Source organism: Pseudoalteromonas sp. RW-H-Ap-1 (assembly GCF_048318575.1).
Classification (GTDB): domain Bacteria; phylum Pseudomonadota; class Gammaproteobacteria; order Enterobacterales; family Alteromonadaceae; genus Pseudoalteromonas.
Genome location: NZ_CP166997.1, coordinates 487,097 through 505,866, shown reverse-complemented (window position 1 = coordinate 505,866; position 18,770 = coordinate 487,097). Strand labels below are relative to the sequence as shown.

Sequence of the window (18,770 nt, the reverse complement as noted above, 5' to 3'; positions counted from 1 at the left end):
ATGTATATTTTGCTTAATTAAATGAAACCGTAATAATGTTCGAACATACGTTATCAGAAACACATAACTTATAGTCATACGCTGATAATGTTGCGTTACGAACGTAGTCACGGTAACGGCCATTATCTGATACGGTATCTACTAGTTCGCCATTTCGGTATAAGCTAAGTGACTCAACACCCACTTCTTCCCAGTTTAGTTCTACACGCATAGTATCAAGACGTGACTTATTAGCGCGTTTTAGAGTCAACTCAATTTCAACGTCACTCACAATCACTGTTTGTGTAAATGTATCAGAGTTGTTTTCACTATCTGTTACAGTTAATTCAACTTCATAACTACCTGGCTCAGCGTAGGCATGAATAGGATTAGCATCGGTTGAAGTTGCACCGTCACCAAAGTTCCAGCTCCACTGTGAAATGTCATCATTAACATCACGGCTTGTATCTGTAAATGTAGCAGTTAAACCTTGTGCTGAAACATTAAAGCCGGCTTCTGGTGGTTGTGGGCTTACTTCACCAATAGCACTAAATGTAAGTGACCAACCATTGATATTACCCGTATCTGCGCCTGCTGTATCTTCAACATTAAGTGTCCAATCTCCAGTCGCTACCTCAGAATTAAATACCGTTGATGTAAATGACTTCACAATGTCGTCGTCACTGCCACCTTCATTGCTTTGTAAAGTAACTTCTGTACCTTGTGCTGAAATAAGTGTAAGCACTAAGTCACCAGACCAAGTATGCGTAATGTCTACATCAGCCGTGGTACCAAAGATAGTTAAATCATCGGCCACAGTAATAACAGAGCTTGCACCTTCAGGTGAGTTATCAGGAATCTCAACGCGTTCATTACTACTGTAAGTAAAGTCGTTCAAACCAGCAGGTTGCAGCATTAAGCTTACTGTTTGCTCTTTAACTTGCTCGTCTGTTGAAGCAGTTACAGTAAAGTCATAATTACCCCACTGAGTATCGCTATTAGTTGCTACCGTTAATACAACCTCATCACCTGGACGAGCTGTAGTTGCGCTTAGTGATGCGTCAGTAAGATCAGCAGCCAAAGCAAGTGAAACGTCACCATCCCATTGTGCAACTGAACCAATTGTAAAGGTATAGGTAACCGTATCACCAACTGTTGCTTGTTGAGAAACAGGTGATACTGATAATTTAAACCCAGGAGTTGGATCAGCATCAATGACTGCTTGGTTAACATTTAGACGTGTACCTGCAACCGTTTTACCATTTAATGCCGCATTAGCATCACCACTAGACATAAGTAACTCTTTAAGCTCTAGTGATGTTAGATCTGGATTTACTGACAATACAAGTGCAGCAGCACCAGCTACATGTGGCGTTGCCATTGATGTGCCAGAATAGCTTGCATATCCGCCACCTGGAATGGTTGATAAAATAGCACTACCTGGCGCGCCCATATCAACACTGGTTAAACCCCATTGTGAAAAGCCAGACATATTGTCACGACTATCTGTACTTGCAATAGATAATACATTGTCATTTTCATAATTAGATGGGTAATGAGGATTTACATCGTTATCTACCGCATCATTACCAGCAGCAGCTACAAATAAAATATCAGCTTGTTCACTGGCAGTAATCGCATCAGCAAGTGCTTGGCTATAACCACCACCGCCCCAGCTATTGTTTAATACACGAAGATTAACACCTGAGTTTTTAAGGCCTACCATGTAGTCAATACATTTAATAGCGCCAGATGTAGAACCTGTACCATCTGCAGCTAAAAACTTACAACCTGCAATAGATACATCATGGTTTACACCAACAATACCAACACCATTGTTACCACTGGCACCAATTGTACCTGATACATGTGTACCGTGGCCTTCGTCATCCATTGGGTCGCCAGCATCGGTAATCGCGTTAATACCGTGTACGTCATCAATATAACCGTTACCGTCATTATCGATACCATCTCCAGCTATTTCACCACTATTTACCCACGCATTCGCAGCTAAATCAGGATGGCTATAATCTACACCAGTATCAATAACACCTACAACAATATCACGGCTACCAGTTGAAATTGACCAAGCCTCAGGTGCATCAATATCTGCATCAACCGTACCACCCGTTTGGCCTTCGTTATTTAAACCCCATAAATCTTCAAAGCGAGGATCGTTTGGTATGCTTGCAATACTCACACGATAATCAGGCTCAACATACTCAATGGCTTGATGAGATTTTAAGCGCTCAATGGCTTCTTTAGCACTCATTCCTGATACTTTGAATTTAGCAAGGCGACCAGAAAACAACGAAGTAAAATTATCATCAATTTCATCGTTATTAGAATCTGAGATTTTTGCTTTAACTAACGAACGGGCTTGCTTACGCATTTTCGGCGAAGCATTCTTTTTATATTTAACAATAATTGAGTCACTACTCGCAGTAACTTTTTGAGTCGTACTGTTTACATCAGGCAATTTAGCCGCAGCTAAACAAGGTAAAAGTGCAAGTGTAATAATAGATAATTTTGTTTTCATCGTTTTATCCGTAATTAAGTTAACTTAGCTGTACTAAGTGGAAAATTTACGTATAAGAATTTAAGCAATCACGTGGCAAGTGCTAAGAAAACGGTTAAACAGCGACTAACTCAAGTAAAAAAACAAAATAAGGTACAAAATCATTACTTTTAACTAGAAATACAGTGATAAAAACATAAAAAACATCCATTTTAATGAGCTAAACTCATTAATTTTAACATATCATTAACTCATTATTTTTTATTGGATTTTAGTGAGAAATAAATATAAATCCAAAATTCAATTTCAAGCCATTGAAATTAAACAGCTTTAAATACCATTAAAAAAGATGATTCAAAATAAGTTCATTGAAGAATACAGTGACTGAGCAGTTATGAAGTAGATAACAGTAAACATACTGTTTAAGCACTGAAAGCTAGATTCTACATTCATGATTAAAACCGCACCTTACGTTTAAGAATAAAAGTTAATCACATATTTAACAGCACGGCATGCTGTAACGACAAACACCTTATTAAAACTTAATAAACAACCAAGGTGTTTAATTTTGCATTTCAAGGAGAATAATAATGAAATTGAATAAATCACTTTTAAGCTGTGCAATTGCAATTGCAATGGGCGCAAGCTTTACAGCAAACGCAAATACAGAATCAAAAGCGGGTTCAACTTCTGAGCTTGCATCTAAAGTATCTGTAAGTAGCATTGAAAATGCCGTAACAGTTAAACAATCATTTTCTGATAATACAGCATTAGTATCTCAAGATGGGGATGGAAATACTGCACTAGCTACTGAAGTTGGTAACAATAACGATGTTAAAATAGCTCAATTACAAAATGGTAATTACGCCGAAGTTGAAACAACGGGTGATAACAACCAACAGACTTATGCGCAAGATGGTATCGCTAATGGTTTTATTACTCGTATTACGGGTGATCATAACGGCGTTTATGTTTCTCAATTCGGCCAAGGATTATTCCAGAATAATGAAGCAATCAATATTATCACCGGTAGCGACAATAATATTGACGTAGAACAAGGTGATGGCGGCCATTGGTTTTACAACATGGACATGAGAGGTAACGGCAACGAAATTATTTCATCTCAGTCAGGTATGTGGCAAGAGTTTGAAATACTTAGCTTATCTGGTGATGAAAACATCATTGAAATTGAACAAACAGACACGTGGAATGAATTTAAAATAGAGTCATTACGTGGCAACGAAAATGAAATTGATGTTAGCCAAGATGGCTCACGCAACATTGTTACATTCACTGATATAGCTGGTGATGCAAACGAAATAGCTATTGAACAAAGCAGCGGTGATAACAATACGATTACTTTTGCAGCCGTTACTGGCAATGATAATGAAATAAAACTAGACCAAGAAGGTTCAGACAATGCTATTGAGTCTGGTCTTTTTGACGGTTCATTCAACGAAGTAACAGTTAATCAAGTTGGTGATGAGAACCTTGCAACAACTGAGCTAATGGGCGATAACAATGAGCTTACAGCAATGCAAGTTGGTAACACTAATGAAGTATACATGGGTGTAATTGGATCAAATAATGAATTTACAGTAACTCAAGTTAGTAATTCCAGCTCGGTTCATTTAGCTAATTTTAATGGTAATGGCAATGATGTTGACCTTAGCCAATCAGGTGGTGATGAAAACGCAATTTTAGTGCAGTCTTCATACCCTGATGTCTCACTTACATCAAACGATAACGATATTGATGTTAATCAAGTCGGTAACCAAAACGAAGCCATTGTTACACTAGCGGGTGTTCTTGATAGTAATGCAAACCAAATTGATATCGCTCAAAATGGTGATATCAACGTTATTGACTTAATGGTAGAGGGCAGTAATCACTCTATTGATATTGCACAACAAGGTGAGGGAAACTGGGTAGGTGGAACGGGAGATTCAGCGCTTTTACTAGGTGGTGAAAACGTTTCATTCTCTGTTACTCAAACAGGTAATTACAATACTGTTGAAGGTAACGTAATTGGCTTTAACAGTACGTTCTCTGTCACGCAAATCGGTGATGGTAACACTGCAACAATTACACAAATGTAATTGATGAGAAAGGGAGAGTAACCCTCTCCCTTATTTAACTATGAAAAATAATAAATATAACTATTTTTTTATACTTTTAACTCTTTTTATTCCTTGTAGTAATGCCAGTGATGATTTAGAAATCGATGGATTACTTCTAAACAAAAGTATTAGCCGCTTTGGGTATCAATTTTATAGTGAATTTTCAAACTATTGGCGCGAATTCCCCTCAACAGCAGGCTTCAATGTAGAAATAAAAGAAACGGTTATACCCCGTGCTGGCACCAAATTAGTATTAATAATGAATAATAAGATAATTTATGCAACCCACTTGGGACGAAAGCTAGAGCCTTTAGACGAGCGGGTAGAGCAAGCAGTACATTCTGTAATGGACGCAATGGCGCGATCGAATATGCAAACAGCGAGTCCTGACATGGCATTGAATGGATGGTAACAATGAAAAAAATAGTATTAACAATAATAACGACTTTAAGCTTTTCAGTCTCCGCAACTGAAATTATTTACACCCCTATTAACCCGAGCTTTGGCGGCAACCCTCTCAATGCCAATATGCTGCTTAGTAAGGCACAAGCACAAAATAAGCATAAAGCGCCTGTGATCGAAAAAGGGTATGCAGAGCAATTTCAGGACTCATTAGAGCGAACATACTTAAATAGGATGGTGAGAGAAATCACCGACATGGCTTTTGGCGAAAATATTGAAGACAGTGTTTTTAACCAAGATTCAATATTTATGAGTGGTGATTATCAAATAGAAGTAATCACCAGTACAACCGACACTATCACGGTTAGAATAACAAATATAATTGATGACTCGGTTGTGGTTATCGAAGTACCGAGGTTTGGATAATGTATAAAGTAATTATAATAACAATCGCTCTTTCTCTTAGTGGTTGCTCTACTATGGGTAATTTAATTCCCCCATCAAAACAAGGTGCGGTAACGTTAGAGCCAACAGATGTTTTTTCTGATTTAAAAAGCTTACCTAAACCTGCGGGTAGCATTCCAGTTTCGGTTTATTCATTTCGCGATCAAACCGGTCAATATAAACCACAAACTAATGTTAGCTCGTTTTCAACGGCCGTCACTCAAGGTGCGAACTCTATTCTAGTGCAAGCATTACATGAGTCTGACTGGTTTACGCCGGTTGAACGTGAGGGTTTACAAAACATTTTGACTGAGCGAAAAATTATTAGAGCGGCACAAGCGACTAACCCTAATCAGGGCGAGCTTCCGCCATTAACCACCGCAAAAATTATTTTAGAAGGTGGCATAATTAGCTACGATACCAATGTAAAAACTGGCGGATTAGGAATGGAATACTTTGGGATTGGTGCCTCAGAGCTATATCGTGAAGATGCAATTTCAATTTATTTGCGTGCAGTCGATGTAAGAACTGGCCAAGTACTATTATCAGTAGCGACCAGCAAAAAAGTATTGAGCCAAGAAATGCGAGCAGGCTTCTTTAGATATGTTAGTTACAAACGTTTAGCCGAAGCCGAAGCTGGATTTAGTGATAACGAACCTATGAGTATTTGTGTAACACAAGCCATAGAAAAAGCGCTTACTGATTTAATTACTAAAGGCATAGAGCGAGGACTTTGGGCTAAAAAACAAGCTTAAAAAATAAAAGGCTATGCATATAGCCTTTTTATTTAATTATCTAATGGAAGTAATACCGAAATGTAGCGCTGTGCCCAATTTGCAAGCTCTATACGATTACGCGATTGAGTCTTTTTAAACGCACTATAAAGATGAGTTTTCACTGTGTGATCACTAATATTGAGTTTGTTCGCTATTTTATCGTTACTCGCACCCTGCGCTATTAATTGAATCACCGATTTTTCACGTTTGGTTAAGTTTTCGTAATCCGATTTACTAAGCACTATGTCGTCATGCAGTAAATTGTTAGATGAAGCTGCATTCAATATATCTTTGAATGCATCAGAAATCACTTTACGAGTAAACCATAGCTCGCCGTCGGTTATTCTTACAAGCGCCTTAAAAATATCCTCTGCAGCATCTGAACTATAAAAAACACCATTGAAGTGATTTAATAATAAGTTTTTCTCACACACAGCATTTGGATCAACGTTAAATAAAATCACCTTATGTTGCTTAGCTAAACAGATTAGTTCGGCAGGGATTAATGAGTGCCAATCCTTATCCGCACCATCAACGAGATAAAGTTCAAAGGTTTGACGTAACTCGACTTTAGGGAGTGAGTCATCCATTTTTATTTCATTAAAAAGCGCTTTTAAAGTGCTTATAATCGTTGTATAGCAAAATGAGTGAGAAGACGATTTAGGTGTTGTTTTAATAAAGGCAAATTTTTTACTTAACATAATTACCATCCCTGAAACAATTTCATTACATTACCTAAATCAACTACAAAACACAATGCTCTTTTGGTATACCTTCGTAGTGGAGTACTCTGTAAGGCAATTAAGTCGAACGGCCAACACCCTCTCGCCATCACATTATGCGAAGTACAACACGTTTAGTTAAAGCAATTTAGAGTCAACTCCAAGCCGCTGGCGACTTGAAGATTGTCATATCTCTAAGAACAGCTTATCAATTAAACTACTTAGCTGTGGATTAACTTGCTCTTTTAACGCAAAAATAAAGTCCATTGAAGTAGCAGGCATATTAGGATGAGTATGATTTTCCCATACTAAGTTAAGTGCCTTAATTATCGCTTCATCGCCTATTTTTTTCCTTAGTTTTGCAAATACAATAGTGCCTTTTGAGTATTGCTCATAGCTTTTTGTTGAATCAATCAATGCCATTTTTTCGGTAATATCCATACGTGATGCTTGCTCGTAACGCTTTGTTTCGTAATCGACCAAAGCGTTCATAGCGACCTTTCCGTAATGTTTTTCTATTACCACCAACTCAATATATTTGGCCATCGATTCAATTAGAAACGCACTGTCAGCAGGCACACTATTGCCAATATCGTGGCCAAACCATTGATGTGCAGTTTCATGCACTGCACGGCGATAACGCTGATCAAAACCGGCATTATCGCTTGGCCGAGCCCTAAAGCCGACGGTATCTTCAACTAATATTATTTGTGGTAAAGCATACCCTGTGCCCCCAAAAGGTGGGGCCGCAATTATGCTCAATTGCTTTGATTTGTAAGCAACAATATTATTTTTAAACCAATCAAGTGTGTCCATCATCGCTTGAAAATTAACGGCAATTGCATCTGAACGCTCAATCAGCTGTTGTTTTTTTGCAAATACTTGTAACGTAACACCATCATGCTTTTTAGTTGCAGCAGTAAAAGGCACTGACAGCCAAGCTGGTAAGTTATTAATTTCAGTTAATGTTTTGAACTCAAATATCTCACGGCCTTGCTCACGTTGATGCGTAATTTGTTTTCCCTGCGTCACAACTTGATGCCCCGCTGCGGTTGATATTTTGCTCGACATCGTTATGCGCTCATAGTGTTTAGGCCTTTTTTGCTGTTCATTAAATAATGTTGAAGCTAAAGGCCGTGCCTTTTGTTGCAAACCATATTGAGCGCGCAACTGTGTATCGGTTAGCTCATAATTGACTTGATAGCCAATGGTTGGCAACGCAGGAACCGCACGAATATAACTAAATTCAGGCGTAATTATTTGATGCCCACCAGCAGGCCACAATGTTGTTTGATGAATATCAAATTTTGTGGTTAATTGTCGTGTTTCATGCGGTTTTAATGCAATATCAAACTCATAAACAGCTTGATTTAAGTCAGGGTAAAACGCAATTTGGGTCGCACCAGCAATCTTCACATTCGCCCATTTATAAAACCCCGCCCTGCCCACTAAAATTTGCTTAATAGCCGTTGGATGAAGGTTTTTTAAGGTGTAAGTCAGATAAAACTTAGCAAACTGTTGATGCGGATAAAAATCAATTTTTGCATCAATATGGCTAACTTGTGGTTGCAACTTATGCTGCCAATCTACAAAGTTCTTTTCATAATTGGCTTTAAAAGCTTCACGCTTGTGTGAATTGGTAAGGGGCTTTTCATCAACTAAACGTAGGTGTAATTGCACAAATAAGCCAACGCAGAGCAACACTGGCATTATTAGCCATGCATCTTTTCGCACAACCGCACGCCTATCAACCCCCGCACCGCGATGACTAAATACACACGTTAGCAATATAAAACTTATACCGGCCAGCAACCACACCTGCATATAAGACCAATAACTGCTGATACTTGCCCGATAACCCCAAAACTCACTCGGCGGCTGCAATGGCGTCCAAGCTAGGCTCCAAAATGTGTGTGTGAGTCCTAAATAAGTCATAACGGGTGTAAATTTTAGCAACAGCATCACAAAAACGATTGCTCCTGCAACCAGTGTTGAGCGAAAAATATTAAATACACATACAGTTACCCAGCCAATTAGCATCAGGGGCAGTGACGTTAAACACAAAACATATACATGGTCGTAAGCGTCATATTGGCTATCAATAAACCACTGCGCTAAAGAGACTCCCACAAAACTCATTGTTGAAAAAGTAATAACCAAAGTAGCCAATACCAATAATTGACTATATAAAATAGTGGCCGTTTTGATAGGCGTAGCAGCAATTAGCTCAGCCATATTAAAGCGCCGTGCATAGCAACTGATTTGCCAGCTCCAAAGCACCATCAGCAAACACCCAAACAGTATTTGCATATCAAATGCATAGTGACTAATTGCATCGATACTGGTTGTTGCATTGATTACACTCAATGGCTCAGCATAAGCAGCAGAAGAGGCTACGCTATTAAACACCATGAATGGCCAAGCTAATAAAACTATCCATGTTATTGGATGCTTTAACACATTGAAAAGCGCTACTTTATAAAATGTGATAAATATCGCTAGACCATGACTTTGTGCAGCCGCAGGTCGGTACGAGGCATTTGCTACTGTAACGGGTTGTAGCTTGCTCACTGCACTTTTTACTGGCTTACTAAACGAGTTGAACTTATTACTTGCTAAAGCGCTAAAATAAATAAGACTTGTGAGTAATAAGAACAGCACCCGATTAAAAGCGATAATCCATCCTTGCGGCTCACTAAAGCTAGCTATAATTGCTGTGTATGCGAAAGGGTCTAACCAAATAAACAGTTGATAGCTAGTTTCACTGATAATACTACTGCCCGCCAGTATTGGGTTACCAGTAACACTTGCAAGTAGTAAGTAGCCAATCCATAAAACTGCAAATACCACATAATTCACCAAAGCACTGCTGAACTTTTGACAAAACCACAGGGCAATGACACTGAGCAAACACGCATTAGGAAACAACATAAAAAGGCTATTAACAAACAGTAGATTAATAATATGCCAGTCAAACCCGTTACTGAGTAACTGTGTTACAACCACCAGCATACTAATAAACGCAATCGCAAACACACACAACACCAAAGCGCTTAAACGTAACCAAGCTCGCTTTCTAAAAGTAATAGGAGTCGCTGCTACAAGCTCGTGCATATTGTGTATTTGATCACGTAAAAAAATTGTCGGTGCAAGCGCGCCTGTCAGTAAAGCTAGTTGCATCATTTGTAGGGCAACTAGGTGCAGCTTTAACTGGTTTATCGCATCGCTTCCTTCAACAGCTAACCCTGCTGACAATGTATACGCAAACAAAGGCGCTGCTAAAAAACACAACCAAAGCAGAGGCTGACGAGTGATGTAACGCAGTTCATTGATCAATAACATGCGTGACACCCTCTTGCTTTCAATTCATAAAAATAGCTATCTTGCAGTGTCGCTTCTGCGGGGATCGCACTTTCAGCAGGGGTCGTTGTAGCATAAACACGAAATGAAGGTTTGCCGTACCGATAACTTTTACTTAGCACCAAACTCTCTTGCGGTAGTTCACTAGGCAATGTGTCTAGCAGCCATACACATCCATGCAATGGCTTGATAAGGGCGGCTACTTCACCACTTTGAATTAGCTGGCCTTGGTTAATCATTGCAACAAAGTGACACTGATTTTCTATGTCTTCTACAATGTGCGTAGATAACAGCACTAGGCGTTGTTTACTAATCGTCACCAATAAATTATTGAGACTTTCGCGCTCAGCAGGGTCAAGCCCTGCGGTTGGTTCATCTAAAATAATCAGTTTAGGAGAGCCTAACAACGCTTGTGCAATACCAAAACGTTGTTTCATCCCACCCGAAAAGTGGCTTACCTTTTTGTTTGCAAATGAAGATAAATTTAACAGTGTCAAAAGCTCCTCTATTTGCTGCTTTCGATATTTTTTATTGAGCCCCTTTAACGTTGCAATATGTTCCAGTAATGCAATACAACTCATATTTGGATAGACGCCAAATTGTTGCGGTAAATAGCCCAGCTGTTTGCGCATCTGTTCGGGGTGTTGCAGCACATTTAAGCCATCAAAATTTACCTGACCATTATCCACACTTTGCAAACACGCTAGGGTGCGCATTAAACTTGATTTACCCGCCCCATTTGGTCCAAGTAAACCAACCATGCCAGCAGGCAAATGAACCGACACATCATTTAAAGCGTGCGTGCCATCTGGGTATTTTTTATTTATATTTGTAAGTGTCAGCATCTATTGCGTTCCTTAATTGACGAATAGTCACATTAAGCAACACCTAACAAATCAGCTAGCAAGTAATGATCAAAGCCTATAACTAAGGGATAAGAGTAACGATTGGCTGCTCATCATTAAAAACCTTACTTTCATCATTATTTGTGGTTTTTTAGCAACGTAAAGATGTGTTAATAATGTTTAAAGGGTAAAGTAGTGCGAAGTTAAAATTATATTTAGGTGAAATGTGCAGGCGGTTATTTCCTTTTTATCACAACGGATTAAGGTAAAATATGTCATTGCCTTAATGCCATTATTGGCTGCCATTTTACTTGAAGCCCATATTCGCTTTCTATCGTTAAGGCTCAGCTCAACACCGCTTTACTTACAAATAAACCTGCAACTTTTTTTAGTATGCCTGCCTTTTTTAATCGCCCATGTAATCGCATTTAAGCATTCTTCACGGCAGGCCTTAATGAGCTGGCTGTTAGGTTTTATTGCTTACCCTATCTTGATATACGCGCTCGGAGTGCTGCTTCCACAATTTGCTCATTGGCACTATTTAGCACCACAAGGCTGGGCCTTATGTACGGCAGCAAGCCTAACATGGCTGATATCTCAACGTGTTATCACTCAGCCTTCACTCAATAGCAAACGGCTAAGTTCATTAATATCATTGGATAATGTAGTGTTACTCACTCTTTTGGGCTGGTGTTTTCTAATGGCTGGGGTACTCAATACACATGAAAACCCACTATTAAATCAACCATTTGATTTAATTTTTGACCCAAGTAAAGTTGTCTCGCAGTTTGGTCAATTTATCACTTATTTTTGGCAACTAGGCGTTTATACTGCAATTGTTTACGGGTTATATTTATTTAACCGATACTTGCTCATTCGCCACTTGCTTGCTGTTCACGGCGTATTTTTGTTTGTAGCCGTTTGCGTTATTGTAATGCTGGTATTAACACCTTTGTTGATAGCTGCCGTTCTATCGCTACCCATTAATGACTTACCCCACGGCGTTGCTAACCTCACACCAAGTGGCGATCAAAATATTTTTAGTAAGTTCAATTATCAGTTTATGCTGCTTTTTCTTGTTATAAGTACCCCAATTATTTTGGCGTTTGAGCGTCAACAGCAACACAGCAAGTTAAATGAAGTTGCTAAACAGCAAACTCAAACCGAACTAAAATTACTCCAACAACAAGTTAATCCTCATTTTTTATTTAATACATTAAATAACTTATATGCACTTACGCTGACAAAATCAGAACAAGCACCTCAATTAGTGCTGCATTTAGCAGACTTGCTACGCTACACAGTGTATGAAGGGCAAAAGTCATCCGTGCCACTGGCAAAAGAGCTAGACTACCTTAAGAATTTTATTGAATTACAAAAAATAAGAAGTGCGAATAAGTGTAAGTTTAACCTTGTTTGGCCATACAATTTTGACGACCTCAAAATCACACCGCTGCTGTTGATTATTATTGTTGAAAATGCCATAAAACATGGGGTTGAGCCCGCGAGCGACAAAACACACGTATCAATTGAAATAACAATCAATGACAATGTTTTAACGCTTTATTGCACCAACCCAATACCCGCTCGAGTAGTAAAAAAAGAACATGGGATGGGGCTCGCTAATTTACAAAAACGACTGCAACTTTTATACCCTAATAAACATTCACTAATAACCCATAAGCAAGATGCAATGTGGCAAACAACACTGACCTTGGAGCTGTAAAAATGATAAGAGCCATTATTGTTGATGACGAGCCATTGGCGCACCAAGTCCTACTGCATCATTTAACTGCACACTCTAATATAAATATAGTAGGTCAATACTATAGCGCTAAAGATGCCTTATGTGTGCTTGCCAAGCCGGGCATTGATTTAGTGTTTCTTGACATTAATATGCCAGAGTTAACAGGCCTTGAGCTATTAAAAGCACTTGCTAACCCGCCGCAAGTAATTATCAATAGTGCCTATCAAGAGTATGCTTTAGCTGGCTTTGATTTAAATGTTACAGACTACTTGCTCAAACCCGTTTCAGCGCCGAGGCTAGAGCAAGCTCTCAGCAAAGTGTGTCAACGTGCGGCACAGCCTTTAGACCAACAGCCCCAATGTATAACGCTTAAAGTAGACCGAGAAAAACGAAAATTCGCGTTAGACACCATTGAGTATATTGAAGCTTACGGTAATTATGTAAAGTTGCATCAAGCGCAGAATACCACGCTTGCCACAGCGACACTTAAGCAACTGAGTGAACAGCTAGCAGATACATTTATACAAATTCATAAATCGTATTTAATTAATAAAAACAAAGTGACTGCGGTTAATCATGAGAATGTTGAACTAACTACTGGGGCTGTTGTTAAAATTGGCAAATCATATAAAGAACTCTCTCGCACACTACTTTAAACTAAGGGTAGTAGCTGCTTTGCAAGGCGCTTATGTTCTTCAGATGGCCAATGAACCCCCTCACTTTCACAAGCAGCAAGAAGTGAAAAGCCATCGATAAACACACATGCCTGGCGATCAGAGACAGCTTTAAATTCAATAGATAATTGTTTAGCTTTTATACCTGCACCTACGTAAATACTTTTATAACTTCCCACTTCATGAACCTTGGGCGGGCTCAATATGATTATTTTTGGCTGTTCGTTACCGTGATAAAAGGCTTTAATGGCTAAAATCAACTCCTCAAGCGCTCTGCCAATATCGATAGCAGACAATTCAAAACGGGCTTTTAAATCATTGGTGCCAAGCGCAATGATAATGACATCCAACGGCTGCGCCTCAAGGTAAGGCTTTAAATACTTTACGCCTGATTTATCGCCGCTAAATGGCGGGTTATTCACTAAGGTACGATTAGGCTGCCCAGCTTCAATAACGAGGTGCCCTGTACCCAACAGCTCTGCCAATATGCCCGGCCAGCGTTCATGCGCAGGCAGCCGCTTTTCATCAACGGGTGATGTACCAAAGGTATTGGAGTCGCCAAAACAAAGAATATTCATGTTTAAAATGGGTTCAGCGTATAGCCTTTTTGCTGTAACTGGGCGTGGGCAGTCATTGCTGAAAGCGCCATTTTCACTCCAGGAATGAGTTGCTCAGCCGCCACTTTCATATGGGTTGCCGACTGCCCGCAAACATATACCTGCATGTTATTAGCAAGTAGCTGTTTAATTAAAGATTCGGTTTTATTATCTTTGTTAAAACGCGCTTTATAAACGCTGCTTTCAAGCACATCAACACTGGCGCCACCGTGTACCACTAGAGCAAGTTGGATATTCTCCGGCTTTACCCCATGGGCAACATGCATATTAATAAAGCGTGCTAGCGAATTAATATGATTATTTTGCGCGCCTTTTTCAGCGCCATCTCCTACATCAAAGGCAATTTTAAACTGCGCTTGGCTTAAATCAGATTTATGCTCGGGCACATTATAAAAATAACCATAATTGTTTATTTGGTATTCACCCGCTTGCGAGAGCGGGCTTATGAGCAAAAATAATAATAAGTATTTCATACTAAGCCTGTGTGTTAGTTAACTTTTTAATAAAGTAACAGAAGCTAAACCCAAAAGGCAGCTGATTATGCTGCCTTTTGAGTATTTTTATGGTGGTGATTTAAAAACTGCATGCCTAAATAACCAAAAGTTTGTTTAAACATTTGTATGAATACTTCGGGCGCTTCTGGTGATGAACCATTTGATAATAAAGAAAAGTCTTTATCGCGTAATGCGCGTAGTTTTGGTTTTAAGCTCTCATCATCCATATAGTCGGTTATTCTATCTATGAATGCTTTTAGCTGTACCGTGGTGTTATACCAATAAACAGGCGATGCAAATACCCAATGTTGGTATTTTAAAAGTGCCTCAAACACGGTGTAAAAGTCATCGTTTTTATACGTTTTGTTGTAACAATAAGGTGCAATTTTATAGTCATCTAAACAAATAACACGCACATCATTTTGCTCAGCAAAGCCCATAACATGCGATTTTGTATTACCATTTTGACGGGCCGATGAATAAATAATAACTGTACTGCGATTAAGTTTTTGTTGCATTTTGTTAACTCCTTTTTTAATGTTGTAAGCAGCTTAAAACCTCAACTTTTATTGAGGTCAACTAATGGAATAAAAATAATGGCAAATGAGATAAAAAAACTTTCTGATGCTAACTTAACGGTGGGTTATGTTGCTAAACGCAGTGGTGTAAAAGTATCTACATTGCATTTTTACGAAAATAAAGGGCTAATACGCAGCTGGCGAAACAGTGGCAACCAACGACGCTTTAAACCTGATGTACTAAGGCGAGTCGCTGTTATAAAAGCAGCACAAGCGATGGGGATCACGCTCGAAGAAATTAAACAAACTCTGGCAACGTTACCAGAGCAGCGTACACCAACACAAAAAGACTGGTCTGCACTTTCAAAACAATGGCAAAAGAAACTTGATGAGCGTATTGCTTATATGCAACGTTTACGTGAACGGGTTGATGGCTGTATTGGCTGTGGGTGTTTATCAATGAGTAAGTGCCCTATTTATAACAAAGACGACCACTTAGGTGATACCCAAAGTGGTGCCATTTTGTTAGAGCGAGATTAAGGCTTATAAAACCTTAATCTAGGTCATTTAAGCCTTCTCGTGCAGCGCGATATAATGCCCCTAGAGTTGAGTCAAATACCGATTTAATAAAGCTGTAAGTCAGCTCTACGGCTTTACTAATAACTTTGCCAGCAAACACTAGCATGTGGCCGAGTAAACCTAAAGTTTGCGTTGCAAATGAGGCTGACGCTTTGGCTATTTTGTCAAGCGTTCGCGCGAGCATATCGTAAAAAGTTAAACCGGTCCCTATGGCTGCTTGTGCCGCAACAGCACTGTAGTAGCCCGAATCTTTCAATAAGGTGACTAACGCAGCGCCCAGTTTATCTGCCCAGTGTGAACTAAATGAAGCTTGGTTTCTGTCTTCAAACTTCAAACGTACCGGTGCGCTTAAAAAGTGGTTAGCTTTTACAGTTAAATTGCCCCAGTCATTACTGTTTGCGGTATTAACATAGCCTGGCGTACCACTTAACTTGTGAGCTGCGCCTTTAAGGCCCTGGCCGTTATCAAGGCGAATTTCTTGGCCATTGTAGGGCGCATGTGAAAATGGCCATAAAGGCACTTTTGTAACCGGATCAGCGCCGTGTGTACAGCGGTATATTTTATCAATACGTGATGTAGCAGCGCGTGAAAAATTATCAAGCCCCACTCTAGGCGAGCCAAAAGTATATAATTTAACCGGCAACGAATACTCTGCTTTTATCCAATCGGCTGAAAGCGTAGCCAGTGCCCCGCCTAAACTGTGGCCAACAATATGCACACAGCCGGTTATTTTGTCTCGAATGTTAGCTGCTACAAATTCTTGTAGTGCAGGTTTCATACTATAAAAGGTTTTATTAAACCCGGCATGTACCATACTGCCGTTAGAGCCACCGCTTAACCCAAAGTGTGCATCTGTTAGGCCATCTCTAAGAGAGGCCGTACCACGAATAGTAATGACTGAATCACCTTGATAAAGCCCTTGGCCATGCCCTAGTAAACCAAAACCAGTACTTAAACCAAATAAATGAGAGAAAAAACCACCAGATATTCCTTGCACTGCTTCAGGGCTAACCCCAAAGTTAAAGCTCCCTCGCAGAGCAGGATGCAAAGAATTATTGAGTAACGTAGTGCTTTTAATACTCTTTGCTTTATAAGCAAGCAAAGCAACCTGTACAGCTTGTGTCGGAGTTAAAGTATTCATAAAATTCCCTTTAAATGATTATGTTAAAAGTTACATTTTACATGCACCATATATGGTAAAAAAATGCTCTGGCGCTTCTTCTATAGGTATGTCGTATGTTTGTGGCTCTTCGGCAATATCACACTCTAAGTTAGCAAGTAAGTTTTTTAGGGTATCACTCCCCTCGTGCATAGATACGGTTGTATACCAAAGCACAACCCCCTCAGGCGTGCCATTTTCTAGGTAAACATGCTGAACCAGTGATTCATTATCAAACATGTTAGTAGGCTTACTCGTTTTTATAGATTTTTCTGTGAAGGTAAAAAAACCATTATCATCGGTTATTGCTTCATCTTTATATTCATCACCATAAGTAAGCGCACGTACAACCTTAGTATTTGCAACAGGCTGCCCTTTATCTAACAACTGCCCCTTCATCGGAGCCGATAAAACAAAATCCTGCTTATTAAAAAAACCAAACATATCTGCACAAGCCTGTGTTGTAGTAAAAATAATAGTAATAGATACGATTACCAAAAGGTAAGCTTTAAAACGTGATAACAAAATATACAACTCCCTACTGTTAGCCTCAAAATATACGTGTCGTATTGCTATTTAATGACGTTTTAAACTCTTAATTATCAGCATTAATGAAATTACCATTTCAACTAAAATTTATTCTAATTGGGTACAAAGCGCACTGCAAGCATTTAGAACAAAAAATAAGCAAAAATCTCTCCCTAAAAAAACACCTCATAAACAAGCTTACATATAATGCTAAACCCAAGTCCCATCATTAATATATAGCCATACAAAATAGCAATAGCGCCACCCGATGCATCCCCTATTTTGTCTATTTCAATACATGTAGAACACACTATAAAAAAGATAAAAAAGTTAGCAATTAGACCTAATATATAAGCTTCGCCAAATAATGGGGAAATACCGACTAATATAGCACTTAGCATAATAAGTATACCTGAAAGCGCCTCCTTCAAAGAAAACTTGTACTCAATAATTTTGAGCACTAAGGTCACGACCATTAATGCTAAAAAATAAACCGTTGGTTTAAACTGGCTGTATAAATAATCCACACTAAACATTTGGCTAATCGTCAATGAGGGTTCTTTAGCTGGGCTTAAATCTTCTGTTATCGCGCTTGAAGCGTCATCGGTGAAAAAATACGCAGCCGCAACAATAATTAACTTTATCATTCCAAAAAAGATAAAACTGGCGACCATAAACCCTATTGAATCATCTCTGGTCAATCGCTTGTTTGCCTTACTTTCTACAATTTTAGCCAGCAATACACCCAATAAGCACACACTACCTAAATAAAGCAGCGCGACCCAAAACTGATCAAGGTAAAAAACCGATAAGCCAGGGGCGATAAATAAAAACATTGAATCTTCATTATCTAACGAGCTTTTGGGCTCAACGCTGTATTTTGACTGTTTAAAAAGTGCTAAATAAACAAATAATGGCTGTAAAAACAGCATTAAAATGCAGGTGTTTATAAGAGTCATTTATCATCCTTGATTACAGCCAACACACTGCGCCGAGAGTATTGGCAATTTCGAAACTAATTAAAGGTTTATTTTTTGAAGGTAGGTTTTAAGCTTTAATAAGCCCGACTCAAGCTCAAACTTTTGTATTTTAGGGTTTTTAAACTTAAATCCGTTTGAAATATGAGTATTGATCATCGTCGCCATGCCTTCAAAACCCGCAGGCGCACTTGCAACTAAATCGCTTAATAATGGTTGAATAAGCTCTTGATGATCTTCAATTTTGGTTGGATCCTCGTAAATATCGTATACAAGGTTGGTTAGTGTTTGTTGGTGTTGTTGTTCCATAA

The 18,770-nt window shown here is 39.0% G+C and carries 18 protein-coding genes; 7 read left to right on the top strand and 11 right to left on the bottom strand.

The window, feature by feature from the left end:
* Nucleotides 1–13 precede the first annotated feature (13 nt).
* Nucleotides 14–2,518 carry a S8 family serine peptidase gene (locus AB8618_RS18675; RefSeq protein WP_413402972.1) on the bottom strand — a complete coding sequence of 835 codons (2,505 nt, stop codon included), beginning with the start codon at nucleotides 2,516–2,518 and terminating at the stop codon, nucleotides 14–16.
* A 569-nt stretch (nucleotides 2,519–3,087) separates the two neighbouring features.
* Between AB8618_RS18675 and AB8618_RS18670 the strand changes: the two genes are divergently transcribed.
* From AB8618_RS18670 to AB8618_RS18655, 4 genes are read left to right on the top strand one after another with little or no spacing between them, the layout of a single operon-like run.
* On the top strand, nucleotides 3,088–4,596 hold the full coding sequence (locus AB8618_RS18670) for a curlin (RefSeq protein ID WP_413402970.1): 1,509 nt from the start codon (nucleotides 3,088–3,090) through the stop codon (nucleotides 4,594–4,596).
* Between the two features lie 40 nt (nucleotides 4,597–4,636).
* The gene (locus tag AB8618_RS18665; protein WP_178956929.1) at nucleotides 4,637–5,029 is read left to right on the top strand and encodes a curli production assembly/transport protein CsgE; all 393 of its coding nucleotides are present in this window, start codon (nucleotides 4,637–4,639) and stop codon (nucleotides 5,027–5,029) included.
* Nucleotides 5,023–5,445, top strand: a complete 423-nt coding sequence (locus AB8618_RS18660) for a curli assembly protein CsgF (RefSeq protein WP_138605903.1) — start codon at nucleotides 5,023–5,025, stop codon at nucleotides 5,443–5,445. The genes AB8618_RS18665 and AB8618_RS18660 overlap by 7 nt, the downstream gene beginning before the upstream one ends.
* Complete coding sequence (locus AB8618_RS18655; RefSeq protein ID WP_413402967.1) at nucleotides 5,445–6,218, top strand: CsgG/HfaB family protein; 774 nt, start codon at nucleotides 5,445–5,447, stop codon at nucleotides 6,216–6,218. The genes AB8618_RS18660 and AB8618_RS18655 overlap by 1 nt, the downstream gene beginning before the upstream one ends.
* A 32-nt stretch (nucleotides 6,219–6,250) precedes the next feature.
* Here the strand turns inward: AB8618_RS18655 and AB8618_RS18650 are convergent, their stop codons facing one another.
* From AB8618_RS18650 to AB8618_RS18640, 3 genes are all read right to left on the bottom strand, one after another.
* A complete protein-coding gene (locus AB8618_RS18650) occupies nucleotides 6,251–6,940 on the bottom strand; it encodes a response regulator transcription factor (protein WP_409425691.1) in 690 nt (229 codons plus the stop codon).
* A 207-nt stretch (nucleotides 6,941–7,147) separates the two neighbouring features.
* Nucleotides 7,148–10,303: a M1 family aminopeptidase gene (locus tag AB8618_RS18645; protein ID WP_409425690.1), complete on the bottom strand. Its 3,156-nt coding sequence runs from the start codon at nucleotides 10,301–10,303 to the stop codon at nucleotides 7,148–7,150.
* Nucleotides 10,294–11,166: an ABC transporter ATP-binding protein gene (locus AB8618_RS18640; RefSeq protein WP_409425689.1), complete on the bottom strand. Its 873-nt coding sequence runs from the start codon at nucleotides 11,164–11,166 to the stop codon at nucleotides 10,294–10,296. The genes AB8618_RS18645 and AB8618_RS18640 overlap by 10 nt, the downstream gene beginning before the upstream one ends.
* 226 nt (nucleotides 11,167–11,392) lie before the next feature.
* Here AB8618_RS18640 and AB8618_RS18635 point away from each other — a divergent pair, with 226 nt between their 5' ends.
* Both AB8618_RS18635 and AB8618_RS18630 read left to right on the top strand, forming a co-directional pair.
* A complete protein-coding gene (locus tag AB8618_RS18635; RefSeq protein ID WP_409425688.1) occupies nucleotides 11,393–12,892 on the top strand; it encodes a sensor histidine kinase in 1,500 nt (499 codons plus the stop codon).
* 2 nt (nucleotides 12,893–12,894) lie between these two features.
* Entirely contained in the window at nucleotides 12,895–13,569 is a 675-nt protein-coding gene (locus AB8618_RS18630; RefSeq protein ID WP_409425687.1) for a LytR/AlgR family response regulator transcription factor, read from the top strand.
* Here the strand turns inward: AB8618_RS18630 and AB8618_RS18625 are convergent.
* From AB8618_RS18625 to AB8618_RS18615, 3 genes are all read right to left on the bottom strand, one after another.
* On the bottom strand, nucleotides 13,566–14,165 hold the full coding sequence (locus AB8618_RS18625; RefSeq protein WP_409425686.1) for an SGNH/GDSL hydrolase family protein: 600 nt from the start codon (nucleotides 14,163–14,165) through the stop codon (nucleotides 13,566–13,568). The two genes, AB8618_RS18630 and AB8618_RS18625, sit on opposite strands and share 4 nt — an antisense overlap.
* Before the next feature lie 2 nt (nucleotides 14,166–14,167).
* Entirely contained in the window at nucleotides 14,168–14,677 is a 510-nt protein-coding gene (locus AB8618_RS18620) for a DsrE family protein (protein ID WP_413402963.1), read from the bottom strand.
* Nucleotides 14,678–14,742: 65 nt separating this feature from the next.
* Complete coding sequence (locus tag AB8618_RS18615; RefSeq protein WP_413402961.1) at nucleotides 14,743–15,216, bottom strand: flavodoxin family protein; 474 nt, start codon at nucleotides 15,214–15,216, stop codon at nucleotides 14,743–14,745.
* 78 nt (nucleotides 15,217–15,294) lie between these two features.
* On the opposite strand from AB8618_RS18615, the gene soxR reads away from it, so the two are divergent.
* Nucleotides 15,295–15,756 carry a redox-sensitive transcriptional activator SoxR gene (gene soxR / locus AB8618_RS18610; RefSeq protein WP_413402959.1) on the top strand — a complete coding sequence of 154 codons (462 nt, stop codon included), beginning with the start codon at nucleotides 15,295–15,297 and terminating at the stop codon, nucleotides 15,754–15,756.
* A 13-nt stretch (nucleotides 15,757–15,769) separates the two neighbouring features.
* Here soxR and AB8618_RS18605 read toward each other — a convergent pair whose 3' ends face one another.
* The 4 genes from AB8618_RS18605 to AB8618_RS18590 all read right to left on the bottom strand — a co-directional run bounded on the left by AB8618_RS18605 (nucleotide 15,770) and on the right by AB8618_RS18590 (nucleotide 18,768).
* Nucleotides 15,770–16,936, bottom strand: coding sequence for a lipase family protein (locus tag AB8618_RS18605; protein WP_413402957.1), 1,167 nt, complete (start codon nucleotides 16,934–16,936; stop codon nucleotides 15,770–15,772).
* Nucleotides 16,937–16,966: 30 nt separating this feature from the next.
* Nucleotides 16,967–17,479, bottom strand: a complete 513-nt coding sequence (locus tag AB8618_RS18600) for a DUF6795 domain-containing protein (protein WP_409425681.1) — start codon at nucleotides 17,477–17,479, stop codon at nucleotides 16,967–16,969.
* 176 nt (nucleotides 17,480–17,655) lie between these two features.
* Nucleotides 17,656–18,441 carry a hypothetical protein gene (locus AB8618_RS18595; RefSeq protein WP_368485875.1) on the bottom strand — a complete coding sequence of 262 codons (786 nt, stop codon included), beginning with the start codon at nucleotides 18,439–18,441 and terminating at the stop codon, nucleotides 17,656–17,658.
* Nucleotides 18,442–18,501: 60 nt separating this feature from the next.
* The gene (locus AB8618_RS18590) at nucleotides 18,502–18,768 is read right to left on the bottom strand and encodes a hypothetical protein (RefSeq protein ID WP_413402954.1); all 267 of its coding nucleotides are present in this window, start codon (nucleotides 18,766–18,768) and stop codon (nucleotides 18,502–18,504) included.
* Between the last annotated feature and the right edge of the window lie 2 nt (nucleotides 18,769–18,770).